This window comes from Pseudomonas sp. BNK-44-b, assembly GCF_047456245.1.
Taxonomy (GTDB): domain Bacteria; phylum Pseudomonadota; class Gammaproteobacteria; order Pseudomonadales; family Pseudomonadaceae; genus Aquipseudomonas; species Aquipseudomonas machongensis.
Genome location: NZ_CP179908.1, coordinates 5322546 through 5337081, shown reverse-complemented (window position 1 = coordinate 5337081; position 14536 = coordinate 5322546). Strand labels below are relative to the sequence as shown.

General features: G+C 63.9%; 15 protein-coding genes. 5 read left to right on the top strand and 10 right to left on the bottom strand.

Annotated features, from left to right (window positions below; all coding sequences use genetic code 11):
* Positions 1-62 precede the first annotated feature (62 nt).
* Genes ACMGGG_RS24155 through ACMGGG_RS24135 form a run of 5 tightly spaced genes read right to left on the bottom strand, consistent with a single transcriptional unit; the run spans position 63 to position 3952 of the window.
* Positions 63-695 (bottom strand): SCO family protein, encoded by a 633-nt coding sequence (locus ACMGGG_RS24155; RefSeq protein WP_054893366.1) that lies wholly within the window; start codon positions 693-695, stop codon positions 63-65.
* Positions 692-1591 carry a heme o synthase gene (cyoE, locus tag ACMGGG_RS24150; RefSeq protein WP_054893367.1) on the bottom strand — a complete coding sequence of 300 codons (900 nt, stop codon included), beginning with the start codon at positions 1589-1591 and terminating at the stop codon, positions 692-694. Before cyoE ends, ACMGGG_RS24155 begins: the two co-directional genes overlap by 4 nt.
* Positions 1576-2649 carry a COX15/CtaA family protein gene (locus ACMGGG_RS24145; protein WP_414154554.1) on the bottom strand — a complete coding sequence of 358 codons (1074 nt, stop codon included), beginning with the start codon at positions 2647-2649 and terminating at the stop codon, positions 1576-1578. The genes cyoE and ACMGGG_RS24145 overlap by 16 nt, the downstream gene beginning before the upstream one ends.
* 9 nt (positions 2650-2658) lie before the next feature.
* Positions 2659-3243, bottom strand: coding sequence for a hypothetical protein (locus tag ACMGGG_RS24140; protein WP_112897051.1), 585 nt, complete (start codon positions 3241-3243; stop codon positions 2659-2661).
* The gene (locus ACMGGG_RS24135; protein WP_054893408.1) at positions 3209-3952 is read right to left on the bottom strand and encodes an SURF1 family protein; all 744 of its coding nucleotides are present in this window, start codon (positions 3950-3952) and stop codon (positions 3209-3211) included. Before ACMGGG_RS24135 ends, ACMGGG_RS24140 begins: the two co-directional genes overlap by 35 nt.
* Before the next feature lie 63 nt (positions 3953-4015).
* Between ACMGGG_RS24135 and ACMGGG_RS24130 the strand changes: the two genes are divergently transcribed.
* Complete coding sequence (locus ACMGGG_RS24130; RefSeq protein WP_065864688.1) at positions 4016-4219, top strand: twin transmembrane helix small protein; 204 nt, start codon at positions 4016-4018, stop codon at positions 4217-4219.
* Between the two features lie 30 nt (positions 4220-4249).
* On the opposite strand, the gene ACMGGG_RS24125 is transcribed toward ACMGGG_RS24130, so the two are convergent.
* The 4 genes from ACMGGG_RS24125 to coxB are packed head-to-tail and all read right to left on the bottom strand — an operon-like array spanning position 4250 to position 8487.
* Positions 4250-5137, bottom strand: coding sequence for a cytochrome c oxidase subunit 3 (locus tag ACMGGG_RS24125; protein WP_054893371.1), 888 nt, complete (start codon positions 5135-5137; stop codon positions 4250-4252).
* 16 nt (positions 5138-5153) lie between these two features.
* A complete protein-coding gene (locus tag ACMGGG_RS24120) occupies positions 5154-5720 on the bottom strand; it encodes a cytochrome c oxidase assembly protein (protein ID WP_414154553.1) in 567 nt (188 codons plus the stop codon).
* A gap of 12 nt (positions 5721-5732) precedes the next feature.
* Positions 5733-7316, bottom strand: a complete 1584-nt coding sequence (gene ctaD / locus ACMGGG_RS24115) for a cytochrome c oxidase subunit I (RefSeq protein ID WP_112897050.1) — start codon at positions 7314-7316, stop codon at positions 5733-5735.
* Between the two features lie 43 nt (positions 7317-7359).
* Complete coding sequence (coxB, locus tag ACMGGG_RS24110) at positions 7360-8487, bottom strand: cytochrome c oxidase subunit II (protein ID WP_054893374.1); 1128 nt, start codon at positions 8485-8487, stop codon at positions 7360-7362.
* A 382-nt stretch (positions 8488-8869) separates the two neighbouring features.
* On the opposite strand from coxB, the gene ACMGGG_RS24105 reads away from it, so the two are divergent.
* The 4 genes from ACMGGG_RS24105 to ACMGGG_RS24090 all read left to right on the top strand — a co-directional run bounded on the left by ACMGGG_RS24105 (position 8870) and on the right by ACMGGG_RS24090 (position 12931).
* Entirely contained in the window at positions 8870-9505 is a 636-nt protein-coding gene (locus tag ACMGGG_RS24105; RefSeq protein ID WP_054893375.1) for a hypothetical protein, read from the top strand.
* Between the two features lie 112 nt (positions 9506-9617).
* Positions 9618-10958, top strand: a complete 1341-nt coding sequence (locus tag ACMGGG_RS24100) for a CHASE2 domain-containing protein (protein WP_414154552.1) — start codon at positions 9618-9620, stop codon at positions 10956-10958.
* A 33-nt stretch (positions 10959-10991) separates the two neighbouring features.
* Positions 10992-11357 (top strand): hypothetical protein, encoded by a 366-nt coding sequence (locus tag ACMGGG_RS24095; RefSeq protein ID WP_054893377.1) that lies wholly within the window; start codon positions 10992-10994, stop codon positions 11355-11357.
* On the top strand, positions 11354-12931 hold the full coding sequence (locus tag ACMGGG_RS24090; RefSeq protein ID WP_063541974.1) for a M48 family metallopeptidase: 1578 nt from the start codon (positions 11354-11356) through the stop codon (positions 12929-12931). Before ACMGGG_RS24095 ends, ACMGGG_RS24090 begins: the two co-directional genes overlap by 4 nt.
* Positions 12932-12950: 19 nt before the next feature.
* On the opposite strand, the gene ACMGGG_RS24085 is transcribed toward ACMGGG_RS24090, so the two are convergent.
* Positions 12951-14480 carry a SulP family inorganic anion transporter gene (locus ACMGGG_RS24085; protein ID WP_162714335.1) on the bottom strand — a complete coding sequence of 510 codons (1530 nt, stop codon included), beginning with the start codon at positions 14478-14480 and terminating at the stop codon, positions 12951-12953.
* Between the last annotated feature and the right edge of the window lie 56 nt (positions 14481-14536).

Below are 14536 nucleotides of genomic sequence, written 5' to 3'. Positions count from 1 at the left end.
CGCGCTGGATTTTTCGCGGGCAAGCCGGAACGCCGACTTGCCCGCGAAGCTTTTGGGGGCCATCAATCCCGCTTGACCAGCCCCGGCAACTGCGCCACCAGCTTCTGGTTGTTGAACGGCGCACGAATGAACCCGCGCTGACGCCCGTCCGGCCCGACCACCGCCAGGTTGCCACTGTGATCGACGGTGTACCCTGGCTTGCTGGTGTCCGCCGGGATGAACGGTATGCTCAGGGCATTGGCCAGCTTCTGGGTATCCTCGATGGAACCTGCCAGCCCCACGAAATCCTTGTCGAAATAGCCCAGGTACTGCTTGAGCTGCTGAGCCGTGTCGCGGTTCGGGTCGACGCTTACCAGTACCACCTGCAAACGGTCGATTGCCTCCTTGGGCAACTCGCTCTTCACCTGGCGCAACTGCGCCAACGTGGTTGGGCAGATGTCCGGGCAGTAGGTGTAGCCGAAGAACAGCAACGACCACTTGCCCTTCAACTGATCCAGCGCCACTGGCTGGCCGTTCTGGTCGTTCATGGTCACATCCGGCACGCTGCGGCTCTGCGGCAGGAGGATGATGCCGGCATCGATCAGCTCGGCCGGGTTGGCCTCGCTACGGCCATTGAGCACCTTGTTGACGGTCAAGCCCATGATCAGCGCGACCAGGGCAACGAGGATGAAGACGGTTTTCTGGGTTCGTGTCATAGGTTCAGCAACAGGTAGTGGTCAACGAGCAGGGCGATGAACAGCAGGAACAGGTACGCGATAGAGTACTTGAAGGTGCCGATCGCCGCGTGCGGCCGGGTGCCACGGTACAACACCCAGGCCCACTGGACAAAGCGCAGCCCCAGCAACAGGGCGCAGGCCAGGTAGAGCGGGCCGCTCATGTGGATGGCGTAGGGCAGCAGGCTCACCGCCAGCAGCACCAGGCTGTAGAGCAGGATGTGCAGCTTGGTGTAGTGCTCGCCGTGGGTCACCGGCAGCATGGGTATCTCGGCCTTGGCGTATTCCTCCTTGCGGTGGATGGCCAGGGCCCAGAAGTGCGGTGGCGTCCAGGCAAAGATGATCAGCACCAGCAACAGCGGCTCCGCGCTCAGGTGGCCGCTGACCGCGACCCAACCCAGCAACGGCGGGGCGGCGCCCGCCAGGCCGCCGATCACGATGTTCTGCGGCGTGGCGCGCTTGAGAAAGCCGGTGTAGACGACCGCATAGCCCAACAGGGAGGCGAGCGTGAGCCAGGCTGTGAGCGGATTGGTGAAGGCCAGCAGCAACGCCATCCCGGCGATTGCCAAGGCCAGGGCGAACGCCAGCGCCGGCAGGGGCGCAACCCGTCCCTTGGCCACCGGCCGCTTGCAGGTGCGGGCCATCAAGGCGTCGATGCGCCGGTCCAGCACATGGTTGACCACCGCCGCGCCACCGGCGCACAGGGCGATGCCCAAATTGCCAAACAGCAGCACCGTCCACGGCACACCCGCGCGGGTGGCGAGGAACATGCCTACCAGCGAGGTGATCAGCATCAGCACCACCACCTTGGGCTTGGTCAGCTCCAGGTAGTCGCGCCAGCCGGCGCGCTGCCGCCCTTGGCTCAGAACCGTCGCCACGTGTCGTTCCTCAGATGATGGGAAACGCCGCCAGGCGTGACCGGCCGCAGGCGCCAGCCCAGGCCGACACGCACCTTGTCGACCACCCGAATGCGGTAGTTCACCAGCACCATGGTCAGCAGCAACAGGGCGCCTCCGGCGTTGTGCGCCACGGCAACCCCCAGCGGCAGGTGCAGCAGCACGTTGCTGATCCCCAACCCCACCTGCAGCGCCAAGGCAGCAAGCACCAGCCGGGCCAGGCCGGGCAGGCCATTGCGGTGCAGCTTCCAGCTCAGCATCAACAGCACTGCCACGACCATCAATGCACCCAAACGATGGCTGATGTGGATGGCCGTACGCGCATCACTGTCGAGCTGCCCGCCCAGGTAGTTGGGGCCGACGTGCTGGGTGAGATGGAAACCGTTGCTGAAGTCTGCCGCAGGCCACCATTGACCATGGCAGGTCGGCAAGTCGATGCAGGCGACCGCCGCGTAGTTGGCACTCACCCACCCGCCCAGGGCGATCTGCCCAATCACCACCAGCAGTGCCAGCGCAGCCACCCGACGCAGGCTCAACGGCAGCTTGGGCGGTGGCGCAAAGGCCCGGGATAGACGCAGGGATAACAGGAACAGCAAGCTCAGGGTGGTGAAGCCTCCGAGTAGATGCGCCGTGACCACCTGCGGCCAGAGTTTGAGGGTCACCGTCCACATGCCGAACGCTGCCTGTGCCAGCACCACGGCCAGCAGCAGCACCGGCAACCGGTAGGGCCCGCCGTCGCGGCCATGACGACGTACCGCACCTATCGCCAGCCAAGCGATGACCAGCGCCAGGGTGCCGGCAAAATAACGATGCACCATTTCCGCCCAGCCCTTGGCTTCTTCCACTGGATGCTCGGGGAAGTGCAACTCGGCATGGGCCAGTTGCGCATCGGTCTTGGGCACGCCGATGAAGCCATAGCAGCCGGGCCAGTCGGGGCAGCCGAGGCCGGCGTGAGTCAGGCGCGTGTAGGCGCCGAGCAGCACGACGACCAGTGCCAGCAGGGTGGCGAACACAGCGAGTCGGTAACCGGGTCTGGCCATGCTGGCCTCCTAGCCGATGTTGGACAGCTTGAGCAGGTGGCGCAGGTCGTCGAGCACATGCTTGCCCTTGACCTTGGCGTCGTAGCGCAGCACCAGGTTGCCGTGGGGATCGACGATCCACAGTTGCGCGCCGGGCTCGACGACCTTTGTGCGATAGCGGTCGGCATCCAGCGGATAGCGCTGCAGTTGCGGATACTCGCGCTCGAGCAGCGCCTGGTAGTCGCCACTCAAGGGCGTCGCGGTTGCCAGCGCATGGCTGGCGCGGCTGGCATCGCGGCCAAGGCCGACCTGGATCTGTCGGGCGAGGTAGACCAGTTGCTGGCAGTCCTCGGTGCAGGCATCGGGCGTGCTGACCAGCAGTTGCCAGCGCTCGTCCTGAGCCTGGATGCCGATATCGGCGCGGCTTTGGCCATTGCCGATCATCACGCCGTGGTAGCTGCGCCCCTCCGGCACCCAGAACTTGAGCTTGTACATGCTGGTGGCGAGGATCATCGGTCCGAGGGTCACCAGCAGGATCAGGATCAGTTGCAAGCGCCCGCGGGTGCGGGACTTGCGCCCTTCAGGCACGTCCAGTGGACTCGTGGCGGCGGCCATGGCGTTTCTCCTTGTTGTCGTTGTGCCAGCCGAAATACAGGTACAGCAGCACCAGCGCCGTGCTCAGGGCGAACCACTGCACGGCATAGCCGAGGTGTTTTTCCGGGCCCATGGCAACGACCGGCCAATCCAGCCGATAGCTGGCAGGGCCTGGTTCCAGGCGCAGTTCATGGGCGAAGCCTTCGCGCGCCAGCTGCTGCCAGAGCTGCGCGGGATCGACAGCGGTCAGCAGGTGCGGCCACTGGCCGCCGGGCGGGTCGGGGTGCAGCTGAAAGGTGCTGCCTGGCGGCACATAGACCGTGGCCTGCAACGCCAGGGGCTGGGCCGGGGTGTCGAAACGCACAGGCACGCGGCGGTCCGGCCAGGGCAACCAGCCGCGATTGACCAGCAACCACTGGCCGCTGGCCTGGTCGTGGAAGGGTTGCAGCAGCTCGACACCGGCCTGGCCGTCGCGCAGGCGGTTGTCCAGCAGCAGGCTGTGCTCGGGGTCGAACTGACCGAACAGGCGCACGCGGTAGAAGGCCGGGTCAGGCAGTTGCACAAGCTGCGCCACGGCCACCGGCGCCTCGATGCGCCGTTCGGCGTAGCTGTCGAGCAGTTGGCGCTTTTCTTCGGCCCGACGCAGTTGCCAGCAGCCAAGCGCGATCAGCCCCGGCAGCAGTGCGAACACCACCAGGGTCGGGACCAGCCCTGGGCGAAATGGCCTCACCGCGGCCTCGCCCTGTCGATCGCTATACTTGTCCCCATCACTGCATCCCCCCGGAGTTTCGCCATGCTCAAGGCCGCGATTGTCCTGATGCTGTTGGCCACCATCGCCAGCCTGTTCAGTGGCCTGGTGTTCCTGGTCAAGGACGATGACCAGTCGACCCGCTTGCTCAAGGCCCTGACCGTGCGCGTGATCCTGGCCGCCCTGACTGTCGGCCTGGTGGCCTGGGGTTTCATCAGCGGGCAGCTGGTTTCGCACGCGCCGTTCTGAATCACCCCACCCACAGGGTCCACCTTGCGGCTAAAGCACATACACAAAGATGAACAACCCCACCCACACCACATCCACGAAGTGCCAGTACCAGCTGGCCGCCTCGAACCCGAAATGCTTGTCCGGGTTGAAATGCCCGCGCAGCACGCGCACGAACATCACGATCAGGATCAAGGTGCCGAGCGTGACGTGCGCACCATGAAAACCGGTGAGCATGAAGAAGGTCGCACCGTAGATTCCCGAGCCCAGGGTCAGGCCAAGGTGCACGTAGGCCTCGTAGTATTCGTAAGCCTGCAGCGCCAGGAACGATAGCCCCAGCAGGATGGTCAGCCCCAGCCACAGTTTCAGCGCGCCGCGATGGCCCTTGCGCAGAGCATGGTGGGCGATGGTGATGGTGACGCTGGAGCTGACCAGCAGGAGGGTGTTGATCAGCGGCAGGTGCCAGGGGTTGATGATGTCCTTGGGCGGCGGGAACAGCTTCGGATCGGGTGTGTGCAGCAACGGCCAGACGAACTCGAAGCTGGGCCAGAGCATGTGCGTCACGCCCTTGGCACCTTCGCCGCCGATCCAGGGTCCGGCCAGCACCCGTACATAGAACAGCGCCCCGAAGAAGGCCATGAAGAACATCACCTCCGAGAAGATGAACCAGCTCATGCCCCAGCGGAACGAGCGGTCCATCTGCGCGCTGTACAGGCCGGCGTGGCTCTCCTTGACCACCGCACCGAACCAGCCGAACAGCATGTAGGCCAGAAACAGCGCACCGACGAAGAAGATCAGCGGCCCGTGGGATTCCGGGTGTCCGGCCTTGAGGTCGTTGAACCAGGTACCCAGGCCGAACACCGTGATGAACAGCCCGATAGTGGCGATGATCGGCCACTTGCTCTGCGCCGGAACGTAATAGTGCTCATGACTTGCCATTGCTGTTCTCCTTCCCTCAGCGGGCGCCCTGAACGTCCTGTACCGCGGCATGGGCGACCGGCGGGTGACGCGCAGTGATGTCGAACAAGGTGTAGGCCAGGGTCAGGTGCTTCACATTGCCCGGCAGGTCGCGGTCGACGATGAAGCGCACCGGCATCTCGATGCGCTCGCCGGGCTGCAGCACCTGCTGGGTGAAACAGAAGCACTCGGTCTTGTGGAAATACGTGGCCGCTTCGGCCGGGGTGATGCTAGGAACGGCCTGCGCACTCATCGGCCGGTCGGTCGGGTTGTGCGCGACGAACACCATCTGGTTCACCGCACCCGGATTCACTTCGAGCTGGTCAGCGGTGGAGTAGAAGTCCCAGACCATGTCGCTCGCGTTGGTCGACATGAACTGCACCCGCACCGTGCGCGAGGGGTCGCTGACCTGGCTGCCCTCGTACTGCCCGCCCGTCTTGCCGTTGATACCAAAGGCCTTGCACATCACGTCGTAGATCGGCACCAGGGCAAAGCCGAAGGCGAACATCACCACCGTCAGCATCAACAGGCGCAGCACCAGGCGTTTGAGCGACAGGCCGGTCATCGCGTCAGTCTCCTATTTCACTTCCGGCGGGGTCTGGAAGGTGTGGTAGGGCGCAGGCGAGGGCACCGACCACTCCAGCCCGTCGGCGCCATCCCAGGGCTTGGCCGGAGCCGGCTCGCCGCCGCGGATGCACTTGATGACGATGAACAGGAAAAAGATCTGCGTGGCGCCGAACATGAACGCACCGATGGAGGAGATCATGTTGAAGTCGGCGAACTGCAGGTTGTAGTCCGGAATCCGTCGCGGCATCCCGGCCAGCCCGACGAAATGCATGGGGAAGAAGGCCAGGTTCATGCCCACGAACGACAGCCAGAAATGCAGCTTGGCCAGGGTTTCGTCGTACATGTGCCCGGTCCATTTCGGCAGCCAGTAGTAGGCCGAAGCGAAGATCCCGAAGATCGCGCCGGGCACCAGCACGTAGTGGAAGTGGGCGACCACGAAATAGGTGTCGTGGTACTGGAAGTCCGCCGGGGCGATAGCCAGCATCAACCCCGAGAAGCCGCCGATGGTGAACAGGATGACGAAGGCGATGGCGAACAGCATCGGCGCCTCGAAGGTCATCGCGCCCTGCCACATGGTGCTGACCCAGTTGAACACCTTCACCCCGGTGGGCACGGCGATCAGCATGGTGGCATACATGAAGAACAGTTCGCCCACCACCGGGATGCCGACCACGAACATGTGGTGTGCCCAGACGATGAACGACAGGAAGGCGATCGCGCCGGTGGCATAAACCATCGAGGTGTAGCCGAACAGCGGTTTGCGCGAGAACGCCGGGATGATCGAGCTGACCGCGCCGAAGGCCGGCAGGATCATGATGTACACCTCCGGATGGCCGAAGAACCAGAACACGTGCTGGAACAGCACCGGGTCGCCGCCACCCGCCGCGCTGAAGAAGCTGGTGCCGAAGTGGATGTCCATCAGCATCATGGTCACCACGCCGGCCAGCACCGGCATCACCGCGATCAGCAGGAAGGCGGTGATCAGCCAGGTCCAGACGAACAGCGGCATCTTCATCAGGGTCATGCCCGGGGCGCGCAGGTTGAGGATGGTGGCGATGACGTTGATCGCGCCCATGATCGAACTGATACCCATCAGGTGGATGGCGAAGATGAAGAAGGTCACGCTGGCCGGCGCATAGGTGGTCGACAGCGGCGCATAGAAGGTCCAGCCGAAGTTCGGCCCGCCGCCGGGGCTGAACAGGGTCGAGACCAGCAGCAGGAAGGCCGCCGGCAGCAGCCAGAAGCTGAAGTTGTTCATCCGTGGCAGGGCCATGTCCGGAGCGCCGATCATCAGCGGAATCATCCAGTTGGCCAGGCCGACGAACGCCGGCATCACCGCGCCGAACACCATGATCAGCCCGTGCATGGTGGTCATCTGGTTGAAGAATGCCGGCTCCACGATCTGCAGGCCCGGCTGGAACAGCTCGGCGCGGATCACCATGGCGAACGAGCCGCCAAGCAGGAACATGGCGAAGCTGAACCACAGGTACATCGTGCCGATGTCCTTGTGGTTGGTGGTCAGTACCCAGCGCATCAGGCCCTTGGCCGGACCATGCGCATGGTCATGGCCGTGCTCGTCGATCACTGCACTCATGTCCTGTCTCCTGCAATCCGCTGATTGCCACGGCTAACCCGGTTCATTGCGCGTCCGCCTGCTTGAGCGCCAGCACGTCCTTCGGCGTGACCATGTCGCCCTTGTTGTTGCCCCAGGCGTTGCGTTCGTAGGTGACCACCGCGGCGATATCGACCTCCGACAGTTGCTTGCCGAACGCCGCCATGGCGGTGCCGGGCTTGCCATGGAAGACGATGCCCAGGTGCGCTTCCTTTGGCCCGGTGGCGATCTTCGAGCCCTTGAGCGCCGGGAACATCGGCGGCAAGCCCTGGCCTTCGGCCTGGTGACAGGCCACGCAGGTGGTGTGGTAGACCTTGTCGCCGCGCTCGACCAGCTCTTCGAGCGTCCACTCCTTGCTGGTCAGCTCCTTGAGCTTGGCCGCTTCGGCCTTGCGCTCGCCGAGCCAGGTGTCGTAGTCGGCCTTGGACTTCACCTCGACCACCACGGGCATGAAGCCGTGGTCCTTGCCGCACAGCTCGGTGCACTGGCCGCGGTAGATGCCCGGCTTCTCGATGCGCGTCCAGGCTTCGTTGACAAAACCGGGAATCGCATCACGCTTGACCGCAAAGGCCGGCACCCACCAGGAATGGATCACGTCGGCGGCGGTCACCAGGAAACGCACCTTGGCCCCGACCGGCAACACCAGCGGCTGATCGACCTCGAGCAGGTAATGCTCGTCCTTGGGCGCCTGGTTGCGGATCTGCTCGGACGGGGTGGCGAGGTTGCTGAAGAATTCGACGTCCTGGCCCAGGTACTTGTAGTGCCATTTCCACTGGTAGCCGGTGACCTGGATATCGATGTCCGACTCGCTGGCGTCGTAGATGTCGATCAGGGTCTTGGTGGCCGGGATGGCCATGGCGACGAGGATGAGGAACGGGACGACCGTCCACATGATCTCGACCCAGGTGTGCTCGTGGAAATGCGCAGGCTGCTGCCCGGTGGAACGGCGATGGATGACCATCGACCAGAACATCGCGCCGAACACCACGACGCCGATGACCACGCAGATCCAGAAGATGGTCATGTGCAGGTCGAACACGGCGTGGGAGACTTCCGTCGCCCCCGGAGACATGTTCACGGTCCAGGCAGCGTGTGCCTGACCGAACACCGTCCACAACAGGAGGCCCATCCAGACATGTGGATGTCGCATCATTGCGGGTTCCCCTTATCGTTCTTGTAGTCCCGGAGGCATGGACGACGTTTTCTACGACATAAGGGGGGGAACGGGGGTCAAGACTGCTTGGCTTCGACGACCGAGCCCCCTGCAAACGGCAGTCGGGCCTCATCAACGAATCACGTTCAAGCGGAGTATAGACAGCGGCCAATGGCACGCAACGCGTGATGTGAAAACAACTTCACGCACTGGCTGAAATTGCTGAAAGGATTATTCCAGAGCGTTCGGGGCATAATAGTGGCACATTGATATAACCCAGCGGAACAAGTGCCTTGTTGTTATAACAAATGCGTCTTAGCAATCTACGCAGCCGAGCTAACTTAGTGTCTTCCGTTTGTAACGCCTTGTCCCTGGAGTTGTCATGAACATCGCAGCTGTACGCGAGCAGATCGAACACGCCCATCAACATGAGAGCCGCACAGGCCAACTGAAGCAACGCCTCGAACAACAACTGCCTCACCTGCATCCTTCGATCCAACTGCCCCCGCAGGACGCCCAGGGTACCTTGACGCGTTTCGTCCGCGCCTACATCGACCAGGTTCCGGAGTTGCTCGAAGCGGCCAACGCCGTCGCCCGCGAGGCCGGCATCGAGTCGCAGATCAAGCCAGTGCTGAAAATCGCCGAAGCCTATTTCCTGCAGCCCCCGGAGGTGATGCAGGGACACGTCGGCCTGGATTGCCTGCTCGATGAAGCCTATCTGGCCCATCGTCTGGTCGAGGAGGTCAACGACCTGTATATCCGCCACTTCCAGCAGCCGCTGATTCCGGTGGACACCACCGTGGCCAACCTCATCGCCCACCAGTTGATCGGCGAGGACTTCGCCAACCAGCTGGATGAAGTGGTGCATCACTCGGTCGAAGAAATGCTCGATGACGAAAGCTTTGCCGTGGAGTCGGTCGAAGCCTATCGCAACACCCTCAGCAGCCCCGAGACCGGCGCAGCCTGGAAGCGCTGGCCGTGCCTGTCGCGCCAATTGAGCGTGGAGCTGGCGCTGTAACACGACGATTCGATCATTGACGGGGCGCAATGCGCCCCTTGATGGTTGCGGGCGCTTTCGGATCGATCGCCAATAGTGGCAAAATGCCTCAACCCCCTTGTTTGAGGCATGGATGCTGAAGCCCTCCCTTTTTTCCCTGCGCCAGGCGCTGTTCGGCCTGTCAGTCGTACTGATCGCGTTGCTCGACCCCTTCGGTATCGCCAGCTCGACCGACGATGCCTCGTCGCGCTGGCTCAACCGCCTGTTGGCAGCTACCTACGCCGACAAGGGCCAGCAACAGGTCGTGGTGGTCTTGATCGACGATGACTATCTGCTGCGCAACGACACCTACTGGCCGCTGCCGTACAACGAGCAGAGCAAGCTGTTCAAGCGCCTGCTGGCCTATGAGCCGGCGGCAGTGTTCGTCGACCTGCTCTACAGCCACGACCACTCGCGTGAAATCCCCGGGCAGCCCCCGCGCATGGAAAGCCAGCTGCTGGCCAATGTGTTCGAACGCTATCGCCAGCAGGATATCCCGCTGTACCTGGCCGATACCGGCCTGCCGCGGGCAAGCGAAGGCGCGGTCAACACCCTGCCGCGCCTGGCCGAGGTCAGCACACCAGCGCTGGTGAGCTGGAGCGACTTCGGCAACCAGTACCCGCTCGCCGTGAAGACGCCCTTGGGCACGCTGGAAACTCCGGCCCTGCGGCTCTACCGCGACTATTGCCGCCACCAGGCATGCACAGACCTGCCCGCAAACCCCGCCAGCGCTGCCGAGCTTGCTCCGATGACCGTGCAATGGGGCGTGTACCGCTCGCCCGAGCAGGAAAAGGTCGCCGATGTCAGCACCTGCGATATTCCGGGATTGTTCGAGCAACTGAAGCAGGCGGTGTTCTGGAAGCTGGGCAAACAGGCACGGGCGACCTGCGCGTACACCCTGACGCTGTCGCCTACCGACCTTGAGGTCACCGACCCGGGCGACCGCAAGCTGCTCGAATCACTGCTGCGCGGGAAGCTGGTCCTGGTCGGCGCGCAGATCGCTGGCACCGGCGACCTCACCCAATCTGCGCTGCACGGCAAGATTCCCGGCGTCTACTGGCATGCCATGGCCCTGGACAACCTGATCAACTGGGGCATGAACTACTACCGGGCCACGCCCAGCCTCGCCGACCTCGGCATTCCGGCAGGCTCCGTCGATGTACTGGATATCCTCGAACTGCTCCTGCTGGGCGGCATCACCCTGCTCAAGGGCAGCCTGGACGCCCCGCTGTTCACCCGCGCGCTGTTCATCCAACGGCGTCGCCCAAGGCTGCGGCCACTGGCTGCCTGGGCCTTGGTACTCGCCGCCATCGTCCTGCTCAGTTGCGGGCTTTGGCACTACAACTACACGCCGGCCAACGTGCTCGGCCTGTTGCTGTTGTCGCTCACGTTGTTCAGCGCAAGGATCCAGGCCCTGTTCGCCAACAGGGCCTGACACCCGGAATTTCTCTATCAAAGGACCCCAGAGATGATCAAGAGCTCCCTATTGCTGCTGTCGCTGCTGGTCAGCCAGAGCGTGATGGCCACCCCCGAGCCGGTGGTCGAAGCCTGGCTGCGCAAGTCGGTGGCAGTGTTGGACGACCAGGGCAAATCGCTGCGCCAGGTCGACAGCAGCAGCCTGCCAAAAGCGCCCAAGGTGCTGCAGTACAACAAGGAGCTGGACATCATCCAGGTAGGCCTGCCCGAGGGTAACGTCTGGATGGACACCATGGCGGTGCGGGTAAACCCGCCGTTGAACATCGTCAAGTTCCCCTGCCAGACCCTGCAAAGCGGCTATTCCGACGACCACCAGAACAACTCGACCATCGGCTACGGCGCCGGGTGCAAGAAATGAGTACGGGCAAGCTCAAGGGCGTCGCTGCCGCCCTGTCGCTGGCAATGCTCGGCGGCTGCAACACGCTCAACGGGGCCAACGACGCCTTGCAGAACCTGGTCGGCCCCTCGACCCAGTCGCGGCTGGACGGGCGTTATGTCGATCATCAGGACGTGCGTTCGTATTATCGGCTCGACCCACAGAAAACCCAGCAACTGCGCTTGAGCTTCGACGGCCGGGCGATTCCCGCCGACGAGATCCGCCAGCAGAACCTGGTGCGCATCCCGGCCCTGGAAAGCTACCTGCAAGGTATCGTCAACCGCCTGGCCAAAGGCTGGCCGGGGCAGGCACCGAACCTGCAGGTACGCATCGTCGACAGCTACGCCTTCGGCCCATCGGCCGACCCCTACGGCAACCTGTTCGTGCCGCTGGGCATGCTCGACAACGTCGAGAGCGAGGATGAAATCGCGGCCATGCTCGGCCACGAGATGAGCCATGTGCTGCTGCGCCATCATGATCGTCGCGCAGCGTTCCAGGAGCAGAAACAGTTGCTCACCAACATCACCACCACGGTGGTGATCGCAACCGTGGCAAAGAATACCGGACGCAACAAGCAGACCGGCGCGCTGTTCAGCAAGGACCCGGTGGGTACGCAGAAGGCCATCGGCAATACCGTGCTCTACACCTCGCTGGCCAACAGCTTCTCGGACAATGTCTGGAGCACCGCCTGGGGCCGCACCCAGGAAGACCAGGCTGACCTGCTCGGCGCCGACCTGATGATCCGCGCCGGCTACGCGCCGCGGGCCTCGAGTGTCAGCCTGCAACGCCTGGAAGACTTCCAGGGCAAGCAGAAGCCTTTGCTCGCAAGCTTCCTGCAAGAGCGCCAGACGGCGATGACCGACTCGCTGAAAAAACTCGACCTCAACCGCACCACCCAGGAACTTCAGACCCTGCTCAACCAGGGCTTGGGCACGGCATTGAACGCCACCGGCCAGTACCTGACCCGCTCGCACATGTCGCCGATCCAGCGAGACGAAGAGCTGCGCCAGTATCTGGACCGCGAATACCAGCAACAGACCCAGGCGCGGGTAAACCGTCGCACCTGGCCGCAGGTGCGCGATTCGGCGACGGTGCAGCGTTCGCTGCAGGCTTACCGGGACGCCTACGCAGCCACCGCTGCACTGGAGCAGAAGAAGACCCGCGAAGCCGAGGCCTTCGTCAGCCGTGCGCTGGCGTCTCCTGTCGGTAACCAGCCAGGCATCCGACGTGCGGCTTTCGCCGTGCATTCGGCGCAGGGCAACGGCCGCGCGGCCCTCGCCGACCTGCAGGGCATCCAGGACTGGTCGCTGGCAAGCCCGATGGTCTATGACTTGATCATCGGTCATCACCTGCGCAACCGCGATCCCCAGGCAGCGTTGGGGATGATCGACAAGGCCGAACAGAACCTGGGCTCAGAGGAGTTGTTCATCACCGAGAAGCTGCTGGCCAATCGTCAACTCCAGGCCGATGACCAGGTAAAGCAGGTACTGCGCAAATGCGAGCAGTACCCCAGCCGTAAAGAAGGCTGCCGCAAACTGGTGCCCAAGTCGGCCTGAGACTTGGACACACGACGCCTCAGACTTGCACGCTGCGTCGCAAGCGGCCCTCGATGCGCCGCTTGAGCCCGCGCTGCTCGATGGACAGACGTGAGCCGGCGGCGCGGCTCGCGCGCCCCCAGTCCTCGAGCAGCTCCAGCACCGAGTGGTCGATGTAGCTCAGGTTCGCCAGCGGTACATGCAGATGCGTCCCGGCAGGCACGCTTTCCAGCACCTGGGTCAGGGCAGGCACCTTGAGAAAGGTGGCCGCACCGCTCAGGCGCAGCTCCATGTGCCCATGACGCGGTAGCTCGACCAGGTTGATCTTGAGTCGCGCCGCCTTGAACGCCAGCTTGAGCAAGGTCAGGGCAAAGCCCAGCAGCACGCCGGTCAGCAGGTCGGTGAAGATGATCGCCAGCGCCGTGGCGGCGTAGGTGAACATCGGCATCCGGCCATAGCGCCCGAGGCCGCGGAAGGCCTTGAAATCGACCAGCTTGATACCGGTGTACACCAGCACGCCCGCCAGGCTTGCCACCGGAATCTGCTGCAGCACGCTGCTCAGCACCACCACGAACGCCAGCAACCACAGGCCATGCAGGATCGCCGAGGCGCGAGTCTTTGCACCGGCCTGAACGTTGGCCGAACTGCGCACGATCACGCCGGTCATCGGCAATGCCCCCAGCACACCGCACAGCATGTTGCCGATACCTTGCGCCGACAGCTCCCGGTCGAAATCCGAACGCTGGCCGTTGTGCATGCGGTCCACCGCCGCAGCCGACAGCAGCGTCTCGGCGCTGGCGATGAAGGCCAGGGCGAAGGCGGCCACCAGCAAGGTTGGATCGGCCAGTTTGAGCAGGTCGTCCGGACGGATCCAGTCGATCGCCTCCGACAGGTCCGCAGGCACCTGCACACGGTTGACCGGCAGCGCCAGCCAGATGCTGATCGCGGTCATCGTCGCCACGCCCAGCAAGGCACCGGGGATGAAGCGCAGGCGCTGCGGGCGCCAGCGTTCCCAGCCCCACATCATCGCGATGGTGCCCAGGCCCAGAGCGCCGGCCTGCCAGCCATTGCCGGCGGCTTCGAACGGCAATGCCGAGGCCAGGGTCGCGGGGAAGCCCAGCAGGTTCTCGACCCCCGAGGGCTGTGGCGCACTGTCGAACATGACATGCACCTGCGACAGCACGATCAGCACGCCGATACCGGCCAGCATGCCGTACACCACCGCCGGTGCAGTGACGCGAAACCAGCAGCCCAGGCGCAGCCGCCCGGCCAGTAACTGCAACAGGCCTGCCAGCAGCAGGATCGGCCCGAGCATGGCCACGCCATGCTGGCGCACCAGCTCGAACACCAACACCGCCAGGCCCGCGGCCGGGCCGCTCACCTGTAGGGGCGAGCCGGCCAGGAAGCCCACGACGATGCCACCGATGATCCCGGTGATCAGCCCCTTGGCGGGCGGCATGCCCGAGGCGATCGCGATGCCCATGCACAGCGGCAGGGCCACCAGGAACACCACGACCGAAGCCAGCAACTCTCGCGGCAAGGCCGCTTTTATCTGTGTCATGTTCACCATAACGCTCCTTTTCTGATTCACGGCCATTCCACTGGCCGACGGCACGGGGATCCCTG